Raw genomic sequence first — 19,691 nt, forward strand, 5'->3', positions numbered from 1 at the left:
ATAAAAGCGCCCGCAACACACGTTGCGGGCGCTTTTGTTTCTGCGCAAGGACAGCCGTCTTATTACGCAATAGTAAGCACCACCTTGCCCAATTGCTGCCCAACTGCCAGGTAGCGCAAAGCTGCCTCGCCCTCGGCTAGGGCAAACTGCTTATCGATTACCGGCACCAGCCGATGCTCGTTTACAAACGCCAGCATGGCGTCGAAGTCATGCTGGCTACCCATGGAGGTACCTAGGATGCTGAGCTGCTTCCAGAAGACCTTACCGGGCGGCAGCGACGTAATGTTGCCCTGCGTGCCTCCATAAAACACGAGGCGACCACCCGGCGCCGCGGCATCGACCAAGGCCTCAAAGCCAGACCCCGCGGCACTGTCAATAATAACGTCGAATGCCCCGCCGGCACGCTTGGTGAGGTCTTTGGCCCAACCGTCGACTTTGTAGTTAGCACCGCCACGTAGGCCGAGGGGCAGGGCAAGTGCCCGCGCCAGCTTCTCATCGTCGCCCGAGGTTACCCACACCTCGGCACCCGCCGCCGCGCAAAACTGCGCTGCTACCAGGGCCACGCCGCCGCCTATGCCCGTTACAAGTACGCGCTCGCCAGCTTGCAGCTGGGCCCGCCCAAAGGCGGCCCGGTAGGCGGTGAGGCCCGCCAGCGGCAGGGCCGCCGCCTGCGCCCAGTCGAGGTGCGTCGGGCGAGGCCGCACGTAGGTCGCCGCCGCTGTGGTATACTCGGCAAAGGTGCCAGGGTCGGGCATGCCTAGGACCCGAAAATTACGGCCTTGGGCTCGCTGGCCATCGCCCCAGTCCACGCCAGGATACAGGATGACGGGGGCGCCCACCGTTAGGCCACTCACGCCCTCGCCCAGCGCCGCCACTTCGCCGCTGCCATCGGCCCCTAGGGTGCAGGGCAGTCTGATGCCCGCGTACTGGCCTTTCTGAATCCAGATATCGCGGTGGTTGAGGGCAGCCGCGTGCAGCTTGAGGAGTACTTCGCCAGCCGCGGGCGTGGGCGTGGCAATTTCCCGCGCTATGGCGGGCTGGTGCACGGCATCTTGTTGGAGCGCAAGCATGAATAGGAGGAAATATGGTGGGAGACACGAGCTAAACAGCGCACCCGCCAAATTGCTCAGCTAGGTTCCTTCGTTTCGCTATTCGGTGCCTCAGCGGGCATTGTGAATATGGCCGCCGGGCCGGCCACCAGCGCACCCATCAAAAGCCCGCCTAGGTGGGCAATATTGTCGATGTTGCCCGTAAGGCCTGAAATCAAGTTGCTTAATATTAAGTAAACCACTAAGCCAAGCATCGCGCGCCGGTCAAACTTATCAAGCACCATTTTCTTGCTCAGCAGCAGGGCCAGCATAAAGCCATACAGCCCGAAAATAGCCCCGCTCGCCCCCGTCGAGTTGATGCCGGCCGTGTGGTACCACACCGTAGCTAAGCTGGCCGCCAGCCCACTGGCCAGGTACACGGCCAGCACCCGCCAGGTGCCCACGCGCTGCTCCAGCATCAGGCCCAGCAGCCAGAGGCTAATCATATTGAGTAGCAAATGCGTGGCACCCCCATGCACGAAGAGGCTAGTAAGCAAGCGCCAGGGCTGCCCGTGTAGCGTGAGGCTGCTCACGTTGGAGCCCCAAGCGGCGAGCTCGCGGCCTGCGGGGTCGGTGGGCGATATGCCACTGGCCACCATCAGCAGCCACACCAGCACGTTGAGGTCGATGAGTAGCGGCACGGCCACGTAGGGCGGGCTGGGCCAGAAGAGCCCTTTACCAAGCTGCCGTAGCAACTGGCCCCAGGTTTCGCGGGGGGCTTCGGCGGGTGGGGGCGCTGGGGCAGGAGCGGGCGCCTCGGGTACCAGGCCCCGACGCTGCAGCTCGGCCACGGCGGCCGCACCCACGGCGGGCGGGTAGCGGCTGGCGTGGCGAGCCAGGTAAAGCAATTCGGTATCGGGCCGCTGGGCAAAGTGCGCCGCCGCGGCCTCGGGGGTGGAAACATCCATTGCGTATCCTAACCGCCAGCGCCTGCCTTTGGGTTTCGGCGTGGGCAGGCGGCCTTCACGAAATCAGCGGCAGCCGCCGCAGCAGCTCGTCGCGGTAGGTGCGTCCTAGGGGGGCTTCTAGGGTACCCGGCAGCCGCACAATGCCCGCTACGGGGTCCACATACTCTACGTAGTTCAGGTTGACCAGCCACGAGCGGTGCACCTGCACAAAGGTGTCGGGCAGGCTCAGCAGCAACTCGGCCAGCGGCGTGCGCACCGAGTGCCGCCGCCCCGACACCAGCGTGAGTACGGCATGCTTTTGCTCGGTGTGCACGCAGGTAATATCGGCCAGGGCCAGGCGCATCAGCACATCGCGCTCGCGCACAAACAGCCACGGTGAAGGCGCTGGCTCGGCACTGGCGCCGGGCTGCCAGTCGAGAGGCGTGCGCGCCTGCCCATACAGCCCCAGCTCGACCATGCGGCGCAGGCTGGTGATGGTGAAAGGCTTGGGTAAGATGGCTACCGGCTGCAACGCCCGCGCCCGTGCCAGCAGCTCGGTATCGTCGGTGGCAGAAATAAAAATGAGGGGCAACGGTGCTTGCTCCCGTAGCTGCTGGGCCAGCGCCACGCCGTCGTTGCCAGCCTCCAGCCCTAGGTCGATAACTGCCAGCGCCGGCCAGGTAGTGGTGCACAGCGCCAACGCCGTGGCGGCCGTGGCAGCCGGCCCTAGCAGCGGCAAGCCTAGCTGCGTTAGGCAGGCGCCCAGCAGCCGGGCCTGGGCCGGGCTGTCCTCTACTACCAGAATGCTAACACTAGGATGGGCCATAAGGATAGAGTAAACACAGATATAGTCAATAAAATAAAATCTTGAAATAATCCTTAATAAATAGCCTATATGCTTTGGTTTGTTAAATATACAGCAGTAAAATGAAAAAAGTCCCTCCCCTGGGTAGGGGAGGGACTTTTGGCAGGCGCAAGCGCCAGATAAATTACTTGGGGTCTTTAGCGTCAGCCGAGTCACCGATAGCCTCGCCAGCTTTGTCAGCCGAAGCGCGTACCGAGTCAGCCTTCTCTTCCATAGCGTCAGCCTTAGCTTCGCCAGCCTCTTTTACTGCAGTGCCTTGAGCTTCAGCAGCATCTTCTTTCTTGCTGTCGCACGAAGCGAGCGAAAGCGACATAGCAGCAACGGCGAGGAACAGTACTTTTTTCATGGTAAAGGGGGAAAGTGTTTTTTAAAATTTCCGCCCCTTAATGCCACGCCACTGTGGAGGTAACCCAACTTTTGAAAAAAAATTATTTTTTCCGGAAAGCCAGTCCAATTGGTACGCCTGTGAAGTCGAAATGCTCGCGCATCCGGTTTTCGAGGTAGCGGGCGTAGGAGTCCGGGATGTATTGCGGCAGGTTGCAGAAGAAAGCAAATACCGGGTTGTGCGTGGGCAACTGAGTAGCGTACTTAATGCGCACCATCTTACCCTTTTGAATGGGGGGCGGGTACTTCTCAATCTCCTTCAGCATCACATCATTGAGCTGCGAAGTCGGAATCTTGCGGCGCTTGTTTGAGTACACTTCCATGATAACCTCCAAGGCCTTGTGCACACGCTGCTTGTTCAGCACCGAAATGAATACGACGGGCGGGTAGGCAATAGGCGCAATCTTCTCCTTGATTTTGGCTTCAAAATCGCGGGCCGTATTCGTCTCTTTGCCCTCAATCAGGTCCCACTTGTTCACCAGGATAACGATGCCTTTGCGGTTTTTGTCGGCCAAGGCAATGATGGCCACGTCCTGCGCCTCGATGCCGCGGCTGGCATCTAGGAGCACTACGCACACGTCGGCGGCCTCCATAGCGCGCAGCGAGCGCATGTTGGAGTAGAATTCGATATCCTCGTTCACCCGCGCTTTGCGGCGCAAGCCAGCCGTGTCTACCAGCATAAACTCGTGGCCGAAGGCGCTGTACTTCGCCTCGATAGAGTCGCGGGTGGTGCCGGCTACGTCGGTCACGATGCTGCGGTCCTCCCCTAGGAGCAGGTTTACAAACGACGACTTGCCCACGTTGGGCCGGCCGATAATAGCAATGCGCGGCAGCTCCGAGTTGGGTTCTTCCTCGCCAGCTTCCTCAAAATGGCTCACGATGGCGTCGAGCAGCTCGCCGGTGCCCGAGCCATTGGCCGAGCTAATGGCAAATACCTCCGTTTCGCCGAGACCTAGGGCATAGAACTCACCCGAGCTGTGCGCTCGCAGGTTAGTATCAGCCTTATTAGCAACCAGATAGATAGGCTTTTTGCCAATATAGCGGCGCAGAATATGGGCGAACTCCTCGTCCAGGCCATGCAGGCCAGCTTCGGCATCCACCATGAAGAGTACTACGTCGGCTTCCTCAATGGCCAGCTTCACCTGCTTGTTGATTTCGCCCTCGAAAATATCGTCCGAGTTGTGCACGTAGCCACCCGTGTCAATCACGGTGAAGTTGTGGCCCGTCCAGTCGCCGTAGCCGTAGTGGCGGTCACGGGTTACCCCGCTTTGGTTGTCCATGATGGCTTGGCGGCGGCCCACCAAGCGGTTGAACAGGGTGGACTTGCCCACGTTGGGGCGGCCCACTATTGCAATGGTATTCATGTGCTTGACTCCAGCCGCCGGCCCGACCAATGACGCGGCAGTACCCGGAGTAATTAAGTGAAATATGGTCGAATTTAACTTGTTGTCTACTAGGTTGTCATGCTGAGCTTGCGAAGCGTCGTGTCAGGCTAGTAGTTCTAGCGTGAAGAGATGCTTCGCAAGCTCAGCATAACAGTGAGTGGCTACTGATAGCCGAAGCGGCTGAGCGCCTTGCTGTCTGTGCGCCAGTTCTCGTTCACTTTCACGAACAATTCCAGGAACACTTTTTTCTGAAAAAACTTCTCCATTTCCTCGCGTGCCCAGGTGCCTACTTTCTTAAGTGCTTCACCTTTAGCGCCAATGATGATGCCCTTCTGGCTGCTGCGCTCGACGTAGATAACGCCACGGATACGGATAATTTCGTCGTCCTCCTTAAATTCCTCGATGGTTACTTCGCAGGAGTAGGGGACTTCTTTCTTGTAGAGCTTGAAAATCTTCTCGCGCACCATTTCGGCGGCGAAAAAGCGTTCGGGCTTGTCGGTGAGCTCGTCCTTCGGGTAATATGGCGGGTGAATGGGCAGGCTGTCGAGGGCCAGCTGCAATACCTTTTCGGTACCGAAGGCATTGAGCGCCGAGATGGGCAGCACGTCGGTGGCGTTGGGCAATTGCTCTTTCCAGTAAGCCAGCTTGGCTTCTACATCTTCCTGGCTGGCTTGGTCTATCTTATTGACCAGCACGTAAATGGGCGTATCCTCAGTTTTTCGCAGGCGCTCCACTACGGGCTCTTCGTCATGCTTTTCGTAGATGTCCGTAACGAACAGAATTACGTCGGCATCTTCCAGCGACGAGTACACGAAGGCCATCATGGCGTTGTGCAGCTCGTACTTGGGCTGAATGATACCGGGCGTATCGGAATAAACTAGCTGAAAATCATCGCCATTGAGGATGCCTAGGATGCGGTGGCGCGTGGTCTGGGCTTTACTCGTGACGATGCTCAGGCGCTCGCCCACGAGCGCGTTCATCAGCGTCGATTTGCCCACGTTGGGCTTGCCGATGATGCTGACGAAGCCGGCACGGTGTGGCTTAGGTTCGGGGTTCACGCGAGGTAGGGTTTTGAAAATGAGCCCGCAAAGGTACGGCGGGAATTAGTGGTTAAGGTTTAATGGTTAATTGTTAATGATTTTTGTGCTGTCATTAAAGTCTAAACCCGGACTTTTTGGTTAAAGATTCAACAGACATAAAGCAAGTGGCTGGTTGTGATTAGTGCAGGTCGTAAAGGATTAACTATTAACAACTAACCATTAACCATTATACATAATGCCTACCTCCGCCCGCCGCATTGGCGTCTTGCTAGTGAACCTAGGTACGCCCGACTCGCCGCAAACCGGCGATGTGCGCCGCTACCTCAATGAATTTCTGACCGATGGCCGCGTTATTGACATGCCGGCCGCCGTGCGCTACCCACTTTTCCAAGGGTTAGTAGTGCCACTGCGGGCGCCCAAGTCCGCCAAAATCTACCAGCAGCTCTGGGATGATGAGCGTGGCTCGCCGCTACTGTTTCACGGCCTCGATTTGCAAAAGCTCTTGCAAGCGCAACTCGGCGACGGGTACGTGGTAGCCTTCGGCATGCGCTACCAGAAGCCCAGCATCGAGAGCGCCCTAGAGGAACTGCGCGATGCGGCCGTGGACCGCATCATCGTGCTGCCGCTATTTCCGCAGTACGCGGCGGCCAGCACGGGGTCGGTGCAGGAGAAGGTGATGGATATCGTAAAAGATTGGTGGATAGTGCCGAGCGTTAATTTCATCAGCACCTTCGCCGACGACCCCGGCTTCATTAGCAGCTTCGTGACGCGGGGCAAAGCTGAGATGGCCAAGCACGACTACGACCATATTGTGTTCAGCTACCATGGCATCCCCGAGCGGCACGTGCTCAAGGGTAGTTTCAAGGGCTACTGCCAGCTAGGCAAGTGCTGCAATACGTATAATAAAAACAACCGCTACTGCTACCGGGCGCAGTGTTTTGCCACCTCGCGGCTGCTGGCAGCGGGCCTAGGGCTGCGCGACGACCAGTATACCGTGACCTTCCAGAGCCGCCTGCAAAGCCGCCTGCGCGACCCCTGGCTGCAACCTTACACCGACGAGGTCATCAAGGAGTTTCCGGCTAAAGGCATCAAAAACGTGCTAGCATTTTCGCCCGCTTTCGTGGCCGACTGCCTCGAAACCACTATCGAGGTGGGCGTGGAATTCAAAGAAATGTTCGAAGAAGCCGGTGGCGAGCATTGGCAGTTGGTGCCCTCGCTCAACTCGGAGCCCTACTGGGTGTCGGCCGTGGCCGACATGATTAGGCAGAACTAATGCTGAACTAACACCTAAGAGGGCCACTGCATTACTGCAGCGGCCCTCTTTATTTTGCTACTAGTTGCTTAGAATGAATAGTTTTGGCCTCCATTTCAAGCGAGGCTTGTGTGTTAGAGGATAGTGTGAAGCAAAACAGCAAGAAAAGGGTGTATGCTCCCAGTAGGGGGGCAAGCTTCTGAGGGATGAGACTTTGCTTGCTGAATTGGCTCCCGAAGCAGGCTATGCCTAGTAACATCAGATGTAAGCCGATAAAAAATCTGCACTCCACCACCGTAGGTATTGCCACCAAGCCAACTAGCGCTAGAGTAGCCACTACAAGTCCGCTCCCTAATCGTAGGTGGTGCCAGTAGCGGCTTATTGTTAGAAGAGCTAAGAAGAGCGCGGTGTAGTTGACAAATGTTAGTAGAAAAGTAGAGGAATGCACCTTTACTATATAAGGACTGGAATACAAAACATCGAGCCCGTTAAATGCATGTCGCGAGTATAGGGCGAGCATATCGATAGGCTGTTTCAACACAAACTGCCCGTAAAGCTTGTAAGAATCTAATACAAACCCTCCATATCGAATATAATCTAAATAGGAATGTTGACTGCCACCTCCGTTATTTAGATGCATGGCAAGGCCAGCACGGTCGCCAAATACCATCTGAGCCTCTGGATAATCACTGCCAATATTTGTTTCATATCGCTGCATTACTAACCCAGCGTTAAGATGCCACAGATACAAGCTTTTGTTTTCTTTTACTTGATATTCTTTTGTTTCGCTAGAAACTAAGAAGTTATTTAAACTAAAATTTTTACTGTTTATTAAATATTGAGGCGTAGCTACCGCTAATGTTCCAAGAATAAAAAGGCCTAGCTGAATGGCTATACGTATTGCAAAGCTTCTTTTGTAATGATAGATGCTTTGCTGCCAAAGTAGAATAAGCAATAGCGGAAGAGTTGCAATATATACAGGCCTAATATATAGCGCTAATGCACCGCACATGCCTACAAAGAATGCATACCATACTGGGCGTGAGCCGTAGGCCAGAAGGAGTCCTGCTATTAATGCAAGTAAAGCTGGAAAATCGGTCAGTACGAAATTGAAATGGTCACGCCACAATAAAAAGCAAATAAAGATAAATGCTAAACGTCGCCACATGGATATTGGTCGTCTAGTTACGCGTTGCCACAACATTGGAGATAGTATGCCAAATAAAACTCCGGCCTGGACGGCACCCATTATTTTAGGCAATACCATCGGGTTGGTTGAAAAGGTAGACCGCGTTGCTACTACTGCTGGGTAATAAAGTAAGGGTAATAAATAACCACGTAGCTTGCTATGAAAATTGTAAATGGAAAAATCTTGTGTGCCATTCACATCAAATTCATTAGCAAGTGACCAATACCCTGCGGCATCGTATGGCTGATGAAAGAAGCGTGACGTAAGTAAATGAATAAGAAATAGTAAAAATGCAATCGAGAAGAAGAATGTATTGCTAGTAGTAAATGATTGTCTACTGTGTTTTATTTTTTGTGTCTCAATTGTATTGTTGCTGATACTTATCACTTCGGTAGTAGAAATTAAATGGAGAGATGTTTAATTTATTTGGCGTAGTAATGATTAATTTATGATTTGATATTTAAGTGAGATGTTACTAGGTGTTGATAGTAATGAGGCAAAGTTAAAGGTAGTTCGGTTAGTCGCTGCAAATGGTTGGGATTTATGCTGCTTCATAAACTTCTGATTTTGAGTTTCCCTTTACTTTTATGCTTGTCTGGTTGAAAGGGTATTAGAGGCTGTAGACATTCACCCTACGGCGCTTAAAAAAAGAAGAGGTTGCTACAATATTGTAGCAACCTCTTCTTTTTTTAAGCGCCTACTCGTAAGGGTATTTTGCCAGCATGCATCAAAAAGCCGTGAAGTGACCTTTACAAAATAGTCGCTTTAGTTGGACTGTTTGTGCAGGGCTTTAGGGCTTGGTATCAATTGATGATGCTTTCAAAGTACGTAGCATAGCTTCTTCGTACTCAGTAGGCAAGATGAAGTCGATGAAGGGCGGGTAGCTGCCGACCGTGTCGCGGCGTAGCGCGGTCACGAATACACTGCTGCCTTCGGTATCGAGATTAACGGCACCTAGGGGCAGCAAAATCTGAGTTTCGGCGTGTGGGGCAGGCGTGGGTACGCCGGGCAGGCCTCGCTCAAGCTCCACGTTGAGGTAAAGCACGCGCTGCGACTCGGGGTCAACCAGCAGCTCTGTAACGGTACCGAATACCTGGCCGTCGCCACCGCGCACGGCCCAGCCGCGGGGGTCGGGGTCGCCGGTGGCCATCTCAAAGGTGGGCAGGTCGCGCAGGCGGCGCAAGATAGGAGAAGGCATGATTAAATGAGATTAAAGCACATCTTTGATAGGATAGCTCAGAGTATTGAGCAGGCTGGCTACCTGTGCCAAATAGGCGCGGTTACAGGTTTGCTCGGCGGGCGTGGCATCGCGGCCCGAGAGCTCGCTGGCTTGCAGCGTGAGGGCGTTGGCCTCGGCTTCGAGGTTTGGGTAGCCTTTTTGCTGGACGGCTAGCAGCAGGTTGGCGGCTGCCACGAGGCCGGGGCGTAGGCTGGCGGCCGGGTCATTGTCTTCGAGCCGCGAGATAGCGCTGGTGAAGTTGTCGCGCTGCTCCCGAATGGTAGCGTCGTCGCGTAGGTCGGTGCGGTCAGCCAATTGCGTGAGCTGGGGCGCAAGCTCTAGCAGCCGCACCCGAGCGGGTGAGTCGCTGCCTAGGGGTGGGCTGGTTTCGAGCGAGTCGCTGGGTGGCGGGGTGGCGCGGGCGTCAGCGGCCGGGCTGCCGGGGGCCAGGCTATCGGTAGGGGTAGGGACCGAAGTTACTGCCGGCGCTGGGGCAGGCTCGTCGGCCGTGTCGGGGCGCAGGAAGAAGTAGGCGGCCGCGGCCAGCACTACTACTGCCAACGCCACCAGCAGCCACGGACTAGGTGCAGATTTTTTAGGTTGAATACGAAGTTCGGCCATATGAATGCGGGAAAGCAGAAAGCTAAGCAGCAGTACGAAGGGTTGCCGCCAGCAGTTGAGCCCGCCTAGGTCGGCAACTGGTACTGAGTAGCCTATGTTTACGGCCGGTTTCACCTGGCTTTTCTTATATCGTGGCTTCTCCTACTTCTCGCCTGTTAGCCGACCTAGAGGCCCAGGGCCTTGTGCCACCTGACCAAGCCACCGCGATTGAGGCCGACGAGCGCACCCGACCCTTTTCGCTAAACTACGAGCTGCGGACCTTGCTGTACCTAGGCATTACGCTGCTGGCCGGGGGCGTAGGAGTGCTCGTTTACCAACATATCGACAGCATTGGGCACGGGGTCATAATAGCTGCTATTACACTGGCTATGAGTGCGTCCTTTGCTTACGCAATGCGGCACCTTCCAGCATTTACCTGGCGTGAGGCCCCGCGCACCAGTATCGCAGCCGATTATCTGCTAGTGCTGGGCTGCTTGTTGTTTCTGGTGCTTGAAGGCTACTTGCAAGTGCAGTATGAGCTGTTTGGCACGCGCTATGGCCTAGCCACAGTGTTGCCAGCCGGGCTTTTCTTTGCTCTAGCTTACCGGTTCGACCACCGCGGCGTGCTCGCGATGGCCATTACGGCGCTGGCCGCCTGGGTGGGCGTGAGTGTAGCCCCACTGGATGTTTTCCGGCATGGGCTGATTTGGCAGGGTGTCATAAGTCTCCCGGCGCTATTGCTTGGGTTCGTGCTGGTGGCGGCCGGGCTATTATCGGAGTTTTTTGACCGCAAGCGACATTTTGCCTTCACCTATCTTTCGCTAGGGGGTAATGTGGCGCTGCTGGCGACTATGTCGATGCTGTTTCACACCGAAGGTCGATATACCCTGCCCTGGCTAGTGCTGGTGCTGGGTCTCAGCGCGGGGCTGGTATGGTATGCGCGGCGGGCGCAGTCCTACCTGTTTTTGCTGATGAGCGTGGCCTACAGCTACGTAGCTGTCACTTATGTTATTATATCTGCACTGTCCAGCGACCACTCCGGCAATTGGGTAGTGCCCATGATAGTGCTGTATCTACCACTGACGCTGGTTGGCATCGTGCTCCTGTTTCTCAATAGCAAAAAAATCCTGCGCCTCGCATGAGCTTCAAAGCCTACCCGACCGCCTGGCCCTACCACACGGCTATGCAAGCCGCCGCTGCTCGCTGGCAGCGGCGTGGCCTGCTGCTACCCGCTCAGCGGGCGGCTATCGACGCGGCTTACCCGGTCGATTACTACCAGCCCGCCATCCTCCTGCGGGTGGGGCTGTTCGTGGCTACCCTGCTGAGCGTAGGGAGCTTATTGCTGGCCCTAGGTATTGGGGCAAGAGTACACAGTGAGTTTGGTCTGGGTTTGTTCGCCCTGGTGGGTAGTGTGGTCGGGGTAGAAGTAGTAATTATACACTCGCGCCACTACCACTCCGGCGTTGATATGGCGCTGCTCTACAGTGCGCTGCTGGCGTGGGAATTTCTAATTCTATGCAGCTTCTCCGAATGGCTGCCTTATAGCTATAGTCATCAGTACTACGACCATGATTTTTGGCTGATAGCTCCGGGAATGTGGCTACACCTGCTGTTGCTGCTGGGGCCGCTGCTGCTGGCTCTGTGGCGCTACGCCGACCCTGTGGTGGCGGCCGTTACTTTCGGTACTGTGATGGCCCTACTAGCTAATGTGCTGCTGCACGGCGCTTTTGGGCAACTGTTGTTGCCGTTTGCAATGATGGCGGCTTCGGCAGTCCTGCTCTATTGGTTAGAGAAGCAGCCGGACCGGCCTAATTATTTGTACTACCGAACCAGCTTGGTGGTGCTGCGGACACTAGCGTTGGCCACGTTCTACCTAGCGGGTAATTACTTGATTGTGCGCGAAGGCAACGCAAAGCTGATAGGTGGCTACGGCCCATCGCCGCAGATACCGCTGGCTCCGGTCTTCTACGTATTCACTGCGGTTGTACCGCTGCTCTATCTCTACCTAGGGCTGCGTCGCCACGACCGATTGGTGCTGCTGGTCGGGGTGCTGGCAGTGGCGTTTTCTATCTTCACGGTGCGCTACTACCACGCTATTATGCCACCCGAAGTAGCGGCTACGCTCGCTGGTTTGGTGCTCACGGGCTTGGCGCTGGCTGCCCTGCGCTACTTGCGTACCCCGCGCCACGGCCTCACCGCCGCCCCCGACGACGAGGCCACGCCCCATTTCAACCTCGAATCGCTGATAGTTGCCCAAACGGCCCACGTGCCTGCCGCCCCGGAAGCCGGATTTCAGTTCGGGGGCGGGCAGTCGGGTGGGGGCGGGGCCGATAGCAGCTACTAAGGCGCGCCGTCTACCGGTGGGCCAGGCGGAGGCGCAGCCACTTTTCGGCCTCGGCCTGGTCACTGAACATTTCCACCACAAACTTGCCCTTGATGCGGGCGCGCAGCGCGGCCGCCGACTGCGCCGACATGGCATCGGCATTGTCGAGGTGGGCCCAGTAGCGGATGCCGCACTGCACGGCGTGGGGCACCCAGGTTTGCTCTAGCCAGTCGAGCGAGTTGTCCCAGCGGCCCACGAGGTGGCGGTTATCGTTGAGTACGGCGTGCAGGCGCTGCTTTTGCATCCAGTTGAGGTAGGCGATGGCCCCGGTGGCCACGTTGTTGCTGGTGGGGTAGCCCATCCAGTCGGCATAAATCCACTGGGCGTTTTCGGGCTGCTGAATGGATAGGTAGAGCTTGCCAACCGGCGACCGTAGTTCTTCAAGGAGCATAGGCGCGAAAGTACGGGTGCGAAGTTGCAATGGTTGAAGAAGTAGCGTCTTTTAAAGACTAGGCCCCAAAAGGCTGACCTAGGAAAAAAGTCCAACTCGCTATTCGATTACCCCCGACCTTTGTACCCGCGCCCGAAACCTTCCGCCCCCCGGCCGGCGTTACCGCATTCATGTCCGACAACTCCGCTCTGCAAGTGGCCGCCCCTGCCCACGACGAAATCGACCACCTCGACCCGCGCCAGTTTATTGTTATCAAAAATGCGCGCGTGCACAACCTCAAGAACCTGAGCGTGGCCTTGCCTCGCAACAAGTTTATCGTGGTCACCGGCCTCTCGGGCTCGGGCAAGTCGAGCTTGGCTTTTGATACCTTGTACGCTGAAGGCCAGCGCATGTACGTGGAAAGCCTGAGCAGCTACGCCCGGCAGTTCCTAGGTCGCATGGACAAGCCCGACGTGGACTATATCCGGGGCATCTCGCCGGCCATCGCCATCGAGCAGAAGGTCAGCATCAAGAACAACCGCTCGACGGTGGGCACCAGCACCGAGATTTACGACTACCTCAAGTTGCTGTTTGCGCGAGTGGGCCGCACGTACTCGCCCGTGAGCGGCGAGCAAGTGCGCAAGGACACGGTGGCCGACGTGGTCGATTATTTATTCAGCCTCGAAGCCGGCACGCGCGTCACCATATTGGCGCCGCTGCTGCGCACTGAGCCCGACCGGCCCATGAGCAAGGAGCTGGATTTGCTCTTGCAAAAGGGCTACGCCCGCGTGGTGCTGGCCGATGGCCAAAACGCATTCATCGAAGACCTGATTGGTGAAGGCAAGCCGGAGGTGGAGGGCGATGTGTCCATCCTTATCGACCGCTCCGCGGTACAGCCCGACGACGAGGACCTGCAATTCCGACTGTCCGACTCGGTGCAAACGGCCTTCTTCGAGGGCCACGGCACTTGCGTTGTGAAGCTGGACGACGAGACGCGTACCTTCTCCGATAAATTTGAACTGGATGGACTGACATTTGAGGAGCCGAACGTTAACTTCTTCTCCTTCAATAACTCTTACGGTGCCTGCCACACTTGCGAAGGCTTTGGCTCGGTGCTGGGTATCGATGAAGACCTAGTAATCCCAGACAAAAGCATGACCGTGTACGAGGGCGCTATTGCACCCTGGCGCACCGAAAAGCAGGGCGAGTGGCTGAAGCCGCTGCTCAAGAATGGCATCCGCTTCGACTTCCCCATTCACCGCCCCTACAATGAGCTGAGCGAAGCCGAGCAGCGCTTGCTCTGGACTGGTAACAAGTACTTTGAGGGTTTGGACGCTTACTTCCGGTGGGTAAGCGAGCAGACGCATAAAATCCAGTACCGCGTGCTGCAAAGCCGCTACCGGGGCCGCACCACCTGCCCCGATTGCCGCGGCACGCGCTTGCGTAAAGACGCACAGTACGTGAGAATCGACGGCCGCAGCATTACCGATTTGGTGCTGCTGCCCATCTCCGACGCGCTCACGTTCTTCCAAAACCTGGGCCTAAGCGAGCACGAAATGGCAGTGGCCGACCGCCTGCTGGCCGAAATCACGAACCGCCTGGGCTACCTAGATAGGGTAGGTCTAGGGTACCTCACCCTCAATCGCTTGAGCAACACGCTGAGCGGTGGCGAAAGCCAGCGTATCTCATTGGCTACGTCGCTGGGCTCGGCGCTGGTGGGCTCGATGTACGTGCTCGACGAGCCAAGCATCGGCCTGCACCCCAAGGATGCCGAGCAGCTCATTGGGGTGCTGCGCTCGCTGCAAGAGTTGGGCAACACGGTAGTGGTGGTGGAGCACGAGGAGAAAATGATGGAGGCCGCCGACCAGATTATTGACATCGGCCCCGAGGCCGGCAGTGGCGGCGGCAACCTTATGTTTCAGGGTACTTTTCCGGAGCTGATGGAGGATGAGGCGACCTACACCGGTAAGTACTTGAGCGGCAAGATGGACGTGCCGGTGCCCGCCGTGCGCCGCCCCTGGCGCAACGCGCTGGAGCTGACCGGCGCCCGCGAAAACAACCTCAAAAACGTGAGCGTCAAGATTCCGCTGAACGTGATGACGGTAGTGACGGGCGTGTCAGGCTCGGGCAAGTCCACGCTTATTCGGCGCATTTTGGCCCCGGCCCTAATGAAGCAGCTCGGCGGTGGCGCAGGCGAAAGCACCGGCAAGTTTGACCGTTTGCTGGGCGTGAATGGGCAGGTAACGCACGTTGAGTTTGTAGACCAAAACCCCATTGGCAAGTCGTCTCGCTCGAACCCGGTGACATACGTTAAGGCCTACGATACCATTCGCACGCTGTTTTCAGAGCAGCCGCTGGCTAAGGCCCGGGGCCTGAAGCCGTCGCACTTCTCGTTCAACGTGGAGGGCGGGCGCTGCGAGGTGTGCCAGGGCGAAGGCCAGGTAAAAATCGAGATGCAGTTCATGGCCGATATTTTCCTGACCTGCGAAAGCTGCGGCGGCCATAAGTTCAAGCAGGATATTCTGGAAATCAAATTCCAGGACAAGAACATCTATGAGGTGCTCGACCTCACGGTAGAAGACGCCGTGGAGTTCTTCGCTGGCCAGCTCAAAGTAGCCGAGCGCCTGCGCCCGCTACTCGACGTGGGCCTCGGGTATATCCGCCTAGGGCAGTCGGCCAACACGCTCAGCGGCGGCGAAGCCCAGCGCGTGAAGTTGGCGAGCTTCCTCACTAAAGGCGCCACGCTGCAACAAGATAAAATCTTGTTCATCTTCGACGAGCCGAGCACCGGCCTGCACTTCCACGACATTGCCAAGCTGCTGGGCGCGCTCAACGCGCTGGTAGAGCAGGGCAATTCGGTGCTCATCATCGAGCACAACATGGACATCATTAAGTGCGCCGACTGGCTCATTGATATGGGCCCCGAAGGTGGTCTCAACGGCGGGCACCTACTCTTCGAAGGCACACCCGAGCAACTGGTGAAGCTCAAGGATACTAACCACACGGCCCGGTTTCTGGCCGAAAAGGTGCAAGGTTAGCGTTTATAATTCATTGCTATGCATTTAGGTATCGAAGAAAAAATTGCGGTTGGCACCCCCGATACCGTTGTGGCAAGCACAGCGGTGGGGGGCGAGCGAAGCGCGATTTTTGAAGATGACGGCACCACGGGCTATCTCTACGCCGTGAGGCCTGGGGCCGACCTGGAAATACTGGATGCCTTGCACGTGTACGATGTAGCCAACGTGACCGACCGGCATATTCCGGTAAAGGTTCAACTTGTTTGGGATGAAACCTGGACTGCGGTCGTGCTGCTTATCAACGGCTATGGCCATGCGCTGTACGATTTTCAGCGCTCGGCTGGCTTTTGTCGTAATGCTTTCCCGCCAGCTCGCAACGGGCAAACCATGAAGCGAGAGCTAACAGACGAGCTAATAGAACAGTATTTCGCAGCCTAAAATATTCTATTGCTTACTAGGAGTGAGAGTAGCTACCTAGGGCAATAGGCTAGAATCTAGCGGAGATTGCCAACTAACTTGCTTAGGAGTTGCTGAGGAGCGTTTGTTGGCTTTGCAAGTGGGTATCTGACTTGGGATTCCGTTTAAAATAATCGGCTACGACACCAGCCGGTAACCTACGCCTCTGATATTGAGGATGGCCAGGCTGGGGTCGTGGCGCAGGTGCTTGCGCAGGCGCGAGATGAACACGTCCATCGAGCGGGCGTGGAAAAACGAGTCGTCGCCCCAAAGCTGCAGTAGCGTGGCCTGGCGAGCCAGCGGGTGCGGGCGGTGGCTGGCCAGCAGGCGCAGCAGTTCGCTTTCGCGGTGCGAAAGCTTGGTTACAAGCTCGCCCTCCAGCCACAGCTCTTGCTTGTGCGGAACGAAGCTATAGCTACCTAGGGCGATGGTGGCCGGCAACTCGGCGGCAACAGGTGCCCGGCGCAACAATTCGCGTAAGCGCACAGTCAACTCTTCCAGGCTAAAGGGCTTGCGTAGGTAGTCATTACCACCCACGCCGAAGCCTTGTACCACGTCGGCGGGCTGCGACTTGGCCGTGAGAAATAGGATAGGCACTTGCTGGTTGGTGCGCCGCACCTCGGCCACGAAGGCAAAGCCATCGAGCTGCGGCAGCATAACATCGACAATGCACAGGTCGAACGCATCGCGCTGAAAGGCGGCCAGCCCGAGCACGCCGTTGGCCGCGTGGTGCACTTGGTAGCCTTGGCGCTCTAGGCTTTCGCGCACGATGCGGGCGAGCGGTAACTCATCCTCTAAGAGCAGCAACCGGGGCGAGGGCGACATGGGGCGCGAGCGGAATAGTGACGGTAAACGTGGTGTGCTGGCCCTGGCTGTGCACCGCAATGGTGCCGCCGTGGTGCCGCACCACCGCCTGGGCGTAGTGCAGCCCCAGGCCGTAGCCAGGCACGTCGTGGCGGTTGCCGGTGGGCACCCGGAAGAACTTCTCGAATACTCGCCCTAGGTACTGCGGCGGAATGGCTGGGCCTTCATTGGTGAGCTGCACCACGGCGCGGCCGTCGCGCACGCCGCCCCACAGCTGGATTTCACCACCTAGTCGGCCGTGCTTTAAGGCGTTGTCAAACAGCGTCAGCAGTACATTGGTGAGGTGCACGGCATCGCCGGCGATGGGTAGGGGCGAGGTCGGCGCCTCGTACACTAGCGGGCTACCGGCCTGCGTCAGCCGCGGCTGCACTTGTGCTAGCACCTGCGCCAAGAGCGGCCCTAGGTCGAGGGGGCGGCGGGCGAGAGGCGGGCCAGCGTGCTCGGCCACAGCACTCTGCAAAATCTGGTCGATGAGGGCACCTAGGCGGCCCGCTTGCTGACGAATAATGCCCAAGTACTCGGCGCTGGCCTCGGGGCCAAGGTTGAACTGCTGTAGCGCCTCGGCCGCGACGCCGATGGTGGCCACGGGCGTTTTGAGCTCGTGGGTCATGTTGCTCACAAAGTCGTCTTTAAGCGCCGCCAGTCGCTCCTGGCTGAGTAGCGACTGCACAGTGTAAGCGAAGCAAAAAACCACAATGCCAATCAGCCCCACCGAGCCCAGCAGTACGCCTTGCATGCGACGTAGGTACACGCGTTGTGGGTTCGGAAACCACGCCCGCAGCCTAGCGTCCTTTTTGCCAAATGCGTTGGCATCTACTACGCTTGTTGCAAAAATCAGTTCCCTCGTTGGCCGCGGCCGTTGCGCCAGCGCCAGCTGAAATAGCGTTGAAATATCTCGCTCCCGCAGGGTGCGGGCATATAGCCGCCCTAGGCGCCGGGTTTGCACCGTATCGGCCTCAAAGGCAGCTACTAGCTTGTCGCCTAGGCGGCGAGTGTAATAGTAAGCCAAGCCTTCGCGCACGTTGTTGGCCACAGTGCCAGCAGTAAAATGCTCGATGAAAAAGGCCCGGCCAGCCGCATCGAGTCGCTTGGTTTTGAGTTGAAAGTCGCGGAAGCCGATGGTGTAGGGTGCTCGCTTTTCCCTCGGTAAGGGGTGCTTGTCGGCGAGCGAGAAAATAGTGTAGCCTTCGGCCGGGTCTACGTGGGCCGCAATAATAAACGCATTGGTATCGGCCAGCCAAGCCCGGCAGCGCTGAAGTAGGGCCTCCTGGCGCAGGCGGATTTCCTGGCGGTTGGCGTCGGCCAGCGCCTCGTTGGCATCGCGCCGGAAGCTGCGCAGCGCCTGCTGGTAGGCCTGGTAGTTCCAGTAGGCTTGCAGGCCCAGCAGCGCCAGCGTGCACCCGGCCATAAGGGTCACCAAAAGCTTGATTCGTCGCGTCATCCGGCCCGAAAGTAGCTGGCGAATAGGCAAAATACTTGAGGTTTAACACACCTTAACACTTCTTAACGGGTGTTAACCAAGAGCGGGGAAGCTGGCCGCGAGGTTTGCCAAACACTACCCTCACTCACATGAAAGCTTCTCTGTTTTGCCTGTTGGCCGGCTGCACTACGGCTGCCTACGCCCAGCGCCCCCCGGCCGCACCCACCACCGACAGCGTGCGGGTTACCCTTCATCTCGGTTCTGATAATGCGGAGCTACACCAACTGATGGCGCGGGTGTTGCACATCGAAAAATGGCATATCGAAGCCAGCAACCCGCAGCTGGTCGGTAAGCACTTTCACCTCACATACCAGGAGTATCGCAATGGCGTAGCCGAACCCGAAAAAGAGCTGGTCGGCGACATGAAGCAACTGCTGTCTTTCGACGCTAGCGGGCGCTTCAGCTTCGATGTTTTTGCGCATCAGAACCCCGAGGGACAGCTAGAAACTCAGTTTCTATTTACCAAGGGCGCCACCGCCAAAACCTTTGCTGCCCAGCCCGGCAAAGGCGCCTTATACAGCCTCCGCCCCGACATTTGGCCCTATTACACGCGCCGGTCTGCGGCCCTAGCCCCTGGGCAGCAGCCTACCCAGGAGCGCAGCTTCGCCGTAGGCCAAAAGGTGCCTTTTTTAGTGTATACCCTGCCTTATGAAGAAGATGGCTGGCTGCTGTATTGCAAGCTGGCGCAAAGCAAGACCCCTGTAAGCCAGTGGTACAGTGCGTATCATATACCGCACTTTATCGTTTATAACCTAATAGTCGAGTAGGCGCTTACTATAGGCGAGCCCACGATTGGGCTGCTACGCGCTCCTCATTATGAAAGTAAAATATCTTGCCCTAGGTGCCGTGCTGGCGCTGCTCGGCTGGTTTGTATACGACTCGCTGAGCCAGCCCACTGGGCAGGACTTGCCGGGCAATTTTCAGGAAGTGGCCGCCTACCGCAACGAGAACAATACCGGCCCTATCACCCGCGTGTTTGCCGTGACGGTGGCTGATACGCTCTGGCGCGAAATGCGGAAGTACGGCGACCTAGCGCCCTACACCAAGTACGGCACTACGAAAGTCTATTTCTTCCGGCAGGGCCAGCCGGCGCCCAAAACCGTGCAGCCTGGCGAGGTCAATTTTAGCCCCGAATTCAACAAATACTGCCTGGCCAAGTACGAGAAGGAAGTGATGAGTAACGTATCCTTCAAACGCTACCCGCTGCGCTAA

The 19,691-nt window shown here is 57.2% G+C and carries 19 protein-coding genes; 7 read left to right on the forward strand and 12 right to left on the reverse strand.

Annotated elements, in window-relative coordinates:
• Positions 1-62: 62 nt before the first annotated feature.
• The 6 genes from JAO77_RS09385 to era form a co-directional block, all read right to left on the reverse strand.
• Positions 63-1,070, reverse strand: a complete 1,008-nt coding sequence (locus JAO77_RS09385; RefSeq protein WP_198990063.1) for a zinc-binding dehydrogenase — start codon at positions 1,068-1,070, stop codon at positions 63-65.
• A 56-nt stretch (positions 1,071-1,126) separates the two neighbouring features.
• The gene (locus JAO77_RS09390) at positions 1,127-1,996 is read right to left on the reverse strand and encodes a rhomboid family intramembrane serine protease (protein WP_198990064.1); all 870 of its coding nucleotides are present in this window, start codon (positions 1,994-1,996) and stop codon (positions 1,127-1,129) included.
• Positions 1,997-2,051: 55 nt separating this feature from the next.
• Complete coding sequence (locus tag JAO77_RS09395; RefSeq protein WP_198990066.1) at positions 2,052-2,801, reverse strand: LytR/AlgR family response regulator transcription factor; 750 nt, start codon at positions 2,799-2,801, stop codon at positions 2,052-2,054.
• A 163-nt stretch (positions 2,802-2,964) separates the two neighbouring features.
• Entirely contained in the window at positions 2,965-3,186 is a 222-nt protein-coding gene (locus JAO77_RS09400; protein WP_144851818.1) for a hypothetical protein, read from the reverse strand.
• Positions 3,187-3,268: 82 nt separating this feature from the next.
• Positions 3,269-4,588 (reverse strand): ribosome biogenesis GTPase Der, encoded by a 1,320-nt coding sequence (gene der / locus JAO77_RS09405; protein WP_198990068.1) that lies wholly within the window; start codon positions 4,586-4,588, stop codon positions 3,269-3,271.
• 182 nt (positions 4,589-4,770) lie between these two features.
• A complete protein-coding gene (era, locus tag JAO77_RS09410; RefSeq protein WP_198990069.1) occupies positions 4,771-5,667 on the reverse strand; it encodes a GTPase Era in 897 nt (298 codons plus the stop codon).
• A gap of 217 nt (positions 5,668-5,884) precedes the next feature.
• On the opposite strand from era, the gene hemH reads away from it, so the two are divergent.
• Complete coding sequence (gene hemH, locus JAO77_RS09415; protein WP_198990071.1) at positions 5,885-6,922, forward strand: ferrochelatase; 1,038 nt, start codon at positions 5,885-5,887, stop codon at positions 6,920-6,922.
• Between the two features lie 49 nt (positions 6,923-6,971).
• On the opposite strand, the gene JAO77_RS09420 is transcribed toward hemH, so the two are convergent.
• From JAO77_RS09420 to JAO77_RS09430, 3 genes are all read right to left on the reverse strand, one after another.
• Complete coding sequence (locus JAO77_RS09420) at positions 6,972-8,477, reverse strand: hypothetical protein (RefSeq protein ID WP_198990073.1); 1,506 nt, start codon at positions 8,475-8,477, stop codon at positions 6,972-6,974.
• A gap of 403 nt (positions 8,478-8,880) precedes the next feature.
• Positions 8,881-9,288 (reverse strand): PRC-barrel domain-containing protein, encoded by a 408-nt coding sequence (locus JAO77_RS09425; protein ID WP_198990075.1) that lies wholly within the window; start codon positions 9,286-9,288, stop codon positions 8,881-8,883.
• Positions 9,289-9,300: 12 nt separating this feature from the next.
• Positions 9,301-9,930: a hypothetical protein gene (locus tag JAO77_RS09430; protein WP_198990076.1), complete on the reverse strand. Its 630-nt coding sequence runs from the start codon at positions 9,928-9,930 to the stop codon at positions 9,301-9,303.
• 131 nt (positions 9,931-10,061) lie between these two features.
• Between JAO77_RS09430 and JAO77_RS09435 the strand changes: the two genes are divergently transcribed.
• The gene (locus JAO77_RS09435; protein WP_198990078.1) at positions 10,062-11,051 is read left to right on the forward strand and encodes a DUF2157 domain-containing protein; all 990 of its coding nucleotides are present in this window, start codon (positions 10,062-10,064) and stop codon (positions 11,049-11,051) included.
• Positions 11,048-12,253 (forward strand): hypothetical protein, encoded by a 1,206-nt coding sequence (locus JAO77_RS09440; protein ID WP_198990080.1) that lies wholly within the window; start codon positions 11,048-11,050, stop codon positions 12,251-12,253. The genes JAO77_RS09435 and JAO77_RS09440 overlap by 4 nt, the downstream gene beginning before the upstream one ends.
• Positions 12,254-12,263: 10 nt before the next feature.
• Here JAO77_RS09440 and JAO77_RS09445 read toward each other — a convergent pair whose 3' ends face one another.
• Positions 12,264-12,683: a hypothetical protein gene (locus JAO77_RS09445; protein WP_198990083.1), complete on the reverse strand. Its 420-nt coding sequence runs from the start codon at positions 12,681-12,683 to the stop codon at positions 12,264-12,266.
• Positions 12,684-12,853: 170 nt separating this feature from the next.
• Here JAO77_RS09445 and uvrA point away from each other — a divergent pair, with 170 nt between their 5' ends.
• Both uvrA and JAO77_RS09455 read left to right on the forward strand, forming a co-directional pair.
• Positions 12,854-15,700: an excinuclease ABC subunit UvrA gene (uvrA, locus tag JAO77_RS09450; RefSeq protein ID WP_198990085.1), complete on the forward strand. Its 2,847-nt coding sequence runs from the start codon at positions 12,854-12,856 to the stop codon at positions 15,698-15,700.
• Positions 15,701-15,718: 18 nt separating this feature from the next.
• Positions 15,719-16,117, forward strand: coding sequence for a DUF2251 domain-containing protein (locus tag JAO77_RS09455; RefSeq protein WP_198990087.1), 399 nt, complete (start codon positions 15,719-15,721; stop codon positions 16,115-16,117).
• A 156-nt stretch (positions 16,118-16,273) separates the two neighbouring features.
• On the opposite strand, the gene JAO77_RS09460 is transcribed toward JAO77_RS09455, so the two are convergent.
• Both JAO77_RS09460 and JAO77_RS09465 read right to left on the reverse strand, forming a co-directional pair.
• On the reverse strand, positions 16,274-16,960 hold the full coding sequence (locus tag JAO77_RS09460) for a response regulator transcription factor (protein ID WP_198990088.1): 687 nt from the start codon (positions 16,958-16,960) through the stop codon (positions 16,274-16,276).
• Complete coding sequence (locus tag JAO77_RS09465; RefSeq protein WP_198990090.1) at positions 16,923-18,407, reverse strand: sensor histidine kinase; 1,485 nt, start codon at positions 18,405-18,407, stop codon at positions 16,923-16,925. Before JAO77_RS09465 ends, JAO77_RS09460 begins: the two co-directional genes overlap by 38 nt.
• Positions 18,408-18,568: 161 nt before the next feature.
• Here JAO77_RS09465 and JAO77_RS09470 point away from each other — a divergent pair, with 161 nt between their 5' ends.
• Both JAO77_RS09470 and JAO77_RS09475 read left to right on the forward strand, forming a co-directional pair.
• A complete protein-coding gene (locus JAO77_RS09470; RefSeq protein WP_198990092.1) occupies positions 18,569-19,246 on the forward strand; it encodes a hypothetical protein in 678 nt (225 codons plus the stop codon).
• A 49-nt stretch (positions 19,247-19,295) separates the two neighbouring features.
• Entirely contained in the window at positions 19,296-19,691 is a 396-nt protein-coding gene (locus JAO77_RS09475; RefSeq protein ID WP_198990094.1) for a hypothetical protein, read from the forward strand.

Source organism: Hymenobacter sp. BT559, assembly GCF_016427535.1.
Taxonomy (GTDB): Bacteria; Bacteroidota; Bacteroidia; order Cytophagales; family Hymenobacteraceae; genus Hymenobacter.

Coding starts and splice junctions, on each gene's coding strand:
- JAO77_RS09390 (WP_198990064.1), bottom strand. CDS start 1,996: ATGGATGTTTCCACCCCCGAGGCCGCGGCGGCGCACTTTGCCCAGCGG.
- hemH (WP_198990071.1), top strand. CDS start 5,885: ATGCCTACCTCCGCCCGCCGCATTGGCGTCTTGCTAGTGAACCTAGGT.
- JAO77_RS09430 (WP_198990076.1), bottom strand. CDS start 9,930: ATGGCCGAACTTCGTATTCAACCTAAAAAATCTGCACCTAGTCCGTGG.
- JAO77_RS09445 (WP_198990083.1), bottom strand. CDS start 12,683: ATGCTCCTTGAAGAACTACGGTCGCCGGTTGGCAAGCTCTACCTATCC.
- JAO77_RS09425 (WP_198990075.1), bottom strand. CDS start 9,288: ATGCCTTCTCCTATCTTGCGCCGCCTGCGCGACCTGCCCACCTTTGAG.
- JAO77_RS09455 (WP_198990087.1), top strand. CDS start 15,719: ATGCATTTAGGTATCGAAGAAAAAATTGCGGTTGGCACCCCCGATACC.
- JAO77_RS09385 (WP_198990063.1), bottom strand. CDS start 1,070: ATGCTTGCGCTCCAACAAGATGCCGTGCACCAGCCCGCCATAGCGCGG.
- JAO77_RS09470 (WP_198990092.1), top strand. CDS start 18,569: ATGAAAGCTTCTCTGTTTTGCCTGTTGGCCGGCTGCACTACGGCTGCC.
- JAO77_RS09400 (WP_144851818.1), bottom strand. CDS start 3,186: ATGAAAAAAGTACTGTTCCTCGCCGTTGCTGCTATGTCGCTTTCGCTC.
- JAO77_RS09395 (WP_198990066.1), bottom strand. CDS start 2,801: ATGGCCCATCCTAGTGTTAGCATTCTGGTAGTAGAGGACAGCCCGGCC.
- JAO77_RS09465 (WP_198990090.1), bottom strand. CDS start 18,407: ATGGCCGGGTGCACGCTGGCGCTGCTGGGCCTGCAAGCCTACTGGAAC.
- JAO77_RS09460 (WP_198990088.1), bottom strand. CDS start 16,960: ATGTCGCCCTCGCCCCGGTTGCTGCTCTTAGAGGATGAGTTACCGCTC.
- JAO77_RS09440 (WP_198990080.1), top strand. CDS start 11,048: ATGAGCTTCAAAGCCTACCCGACCGCCTGGCCCTACCACACGGCTATG.
- uvrA (WP_198990085.1), top strand. CDS start 12,854: ATGTCCGACAACTCCGCTCTGCAAGTGGCCGCCCCTGCCCACGACGAA.
- der (WP_198990068.1), bottom strand. CDS start 4,588: ATGAATACCATTGCAATAGTGGGCCGCCCCAACGTGGGCAAGTCCACC.
- JAO77_RS09475 (WP_198990094.1), top strand. CDS start 19,296: ATGAAAGTAAAATATCTTGCCCTAGGTGCCGTGCTGGCGCTGCTCGGC.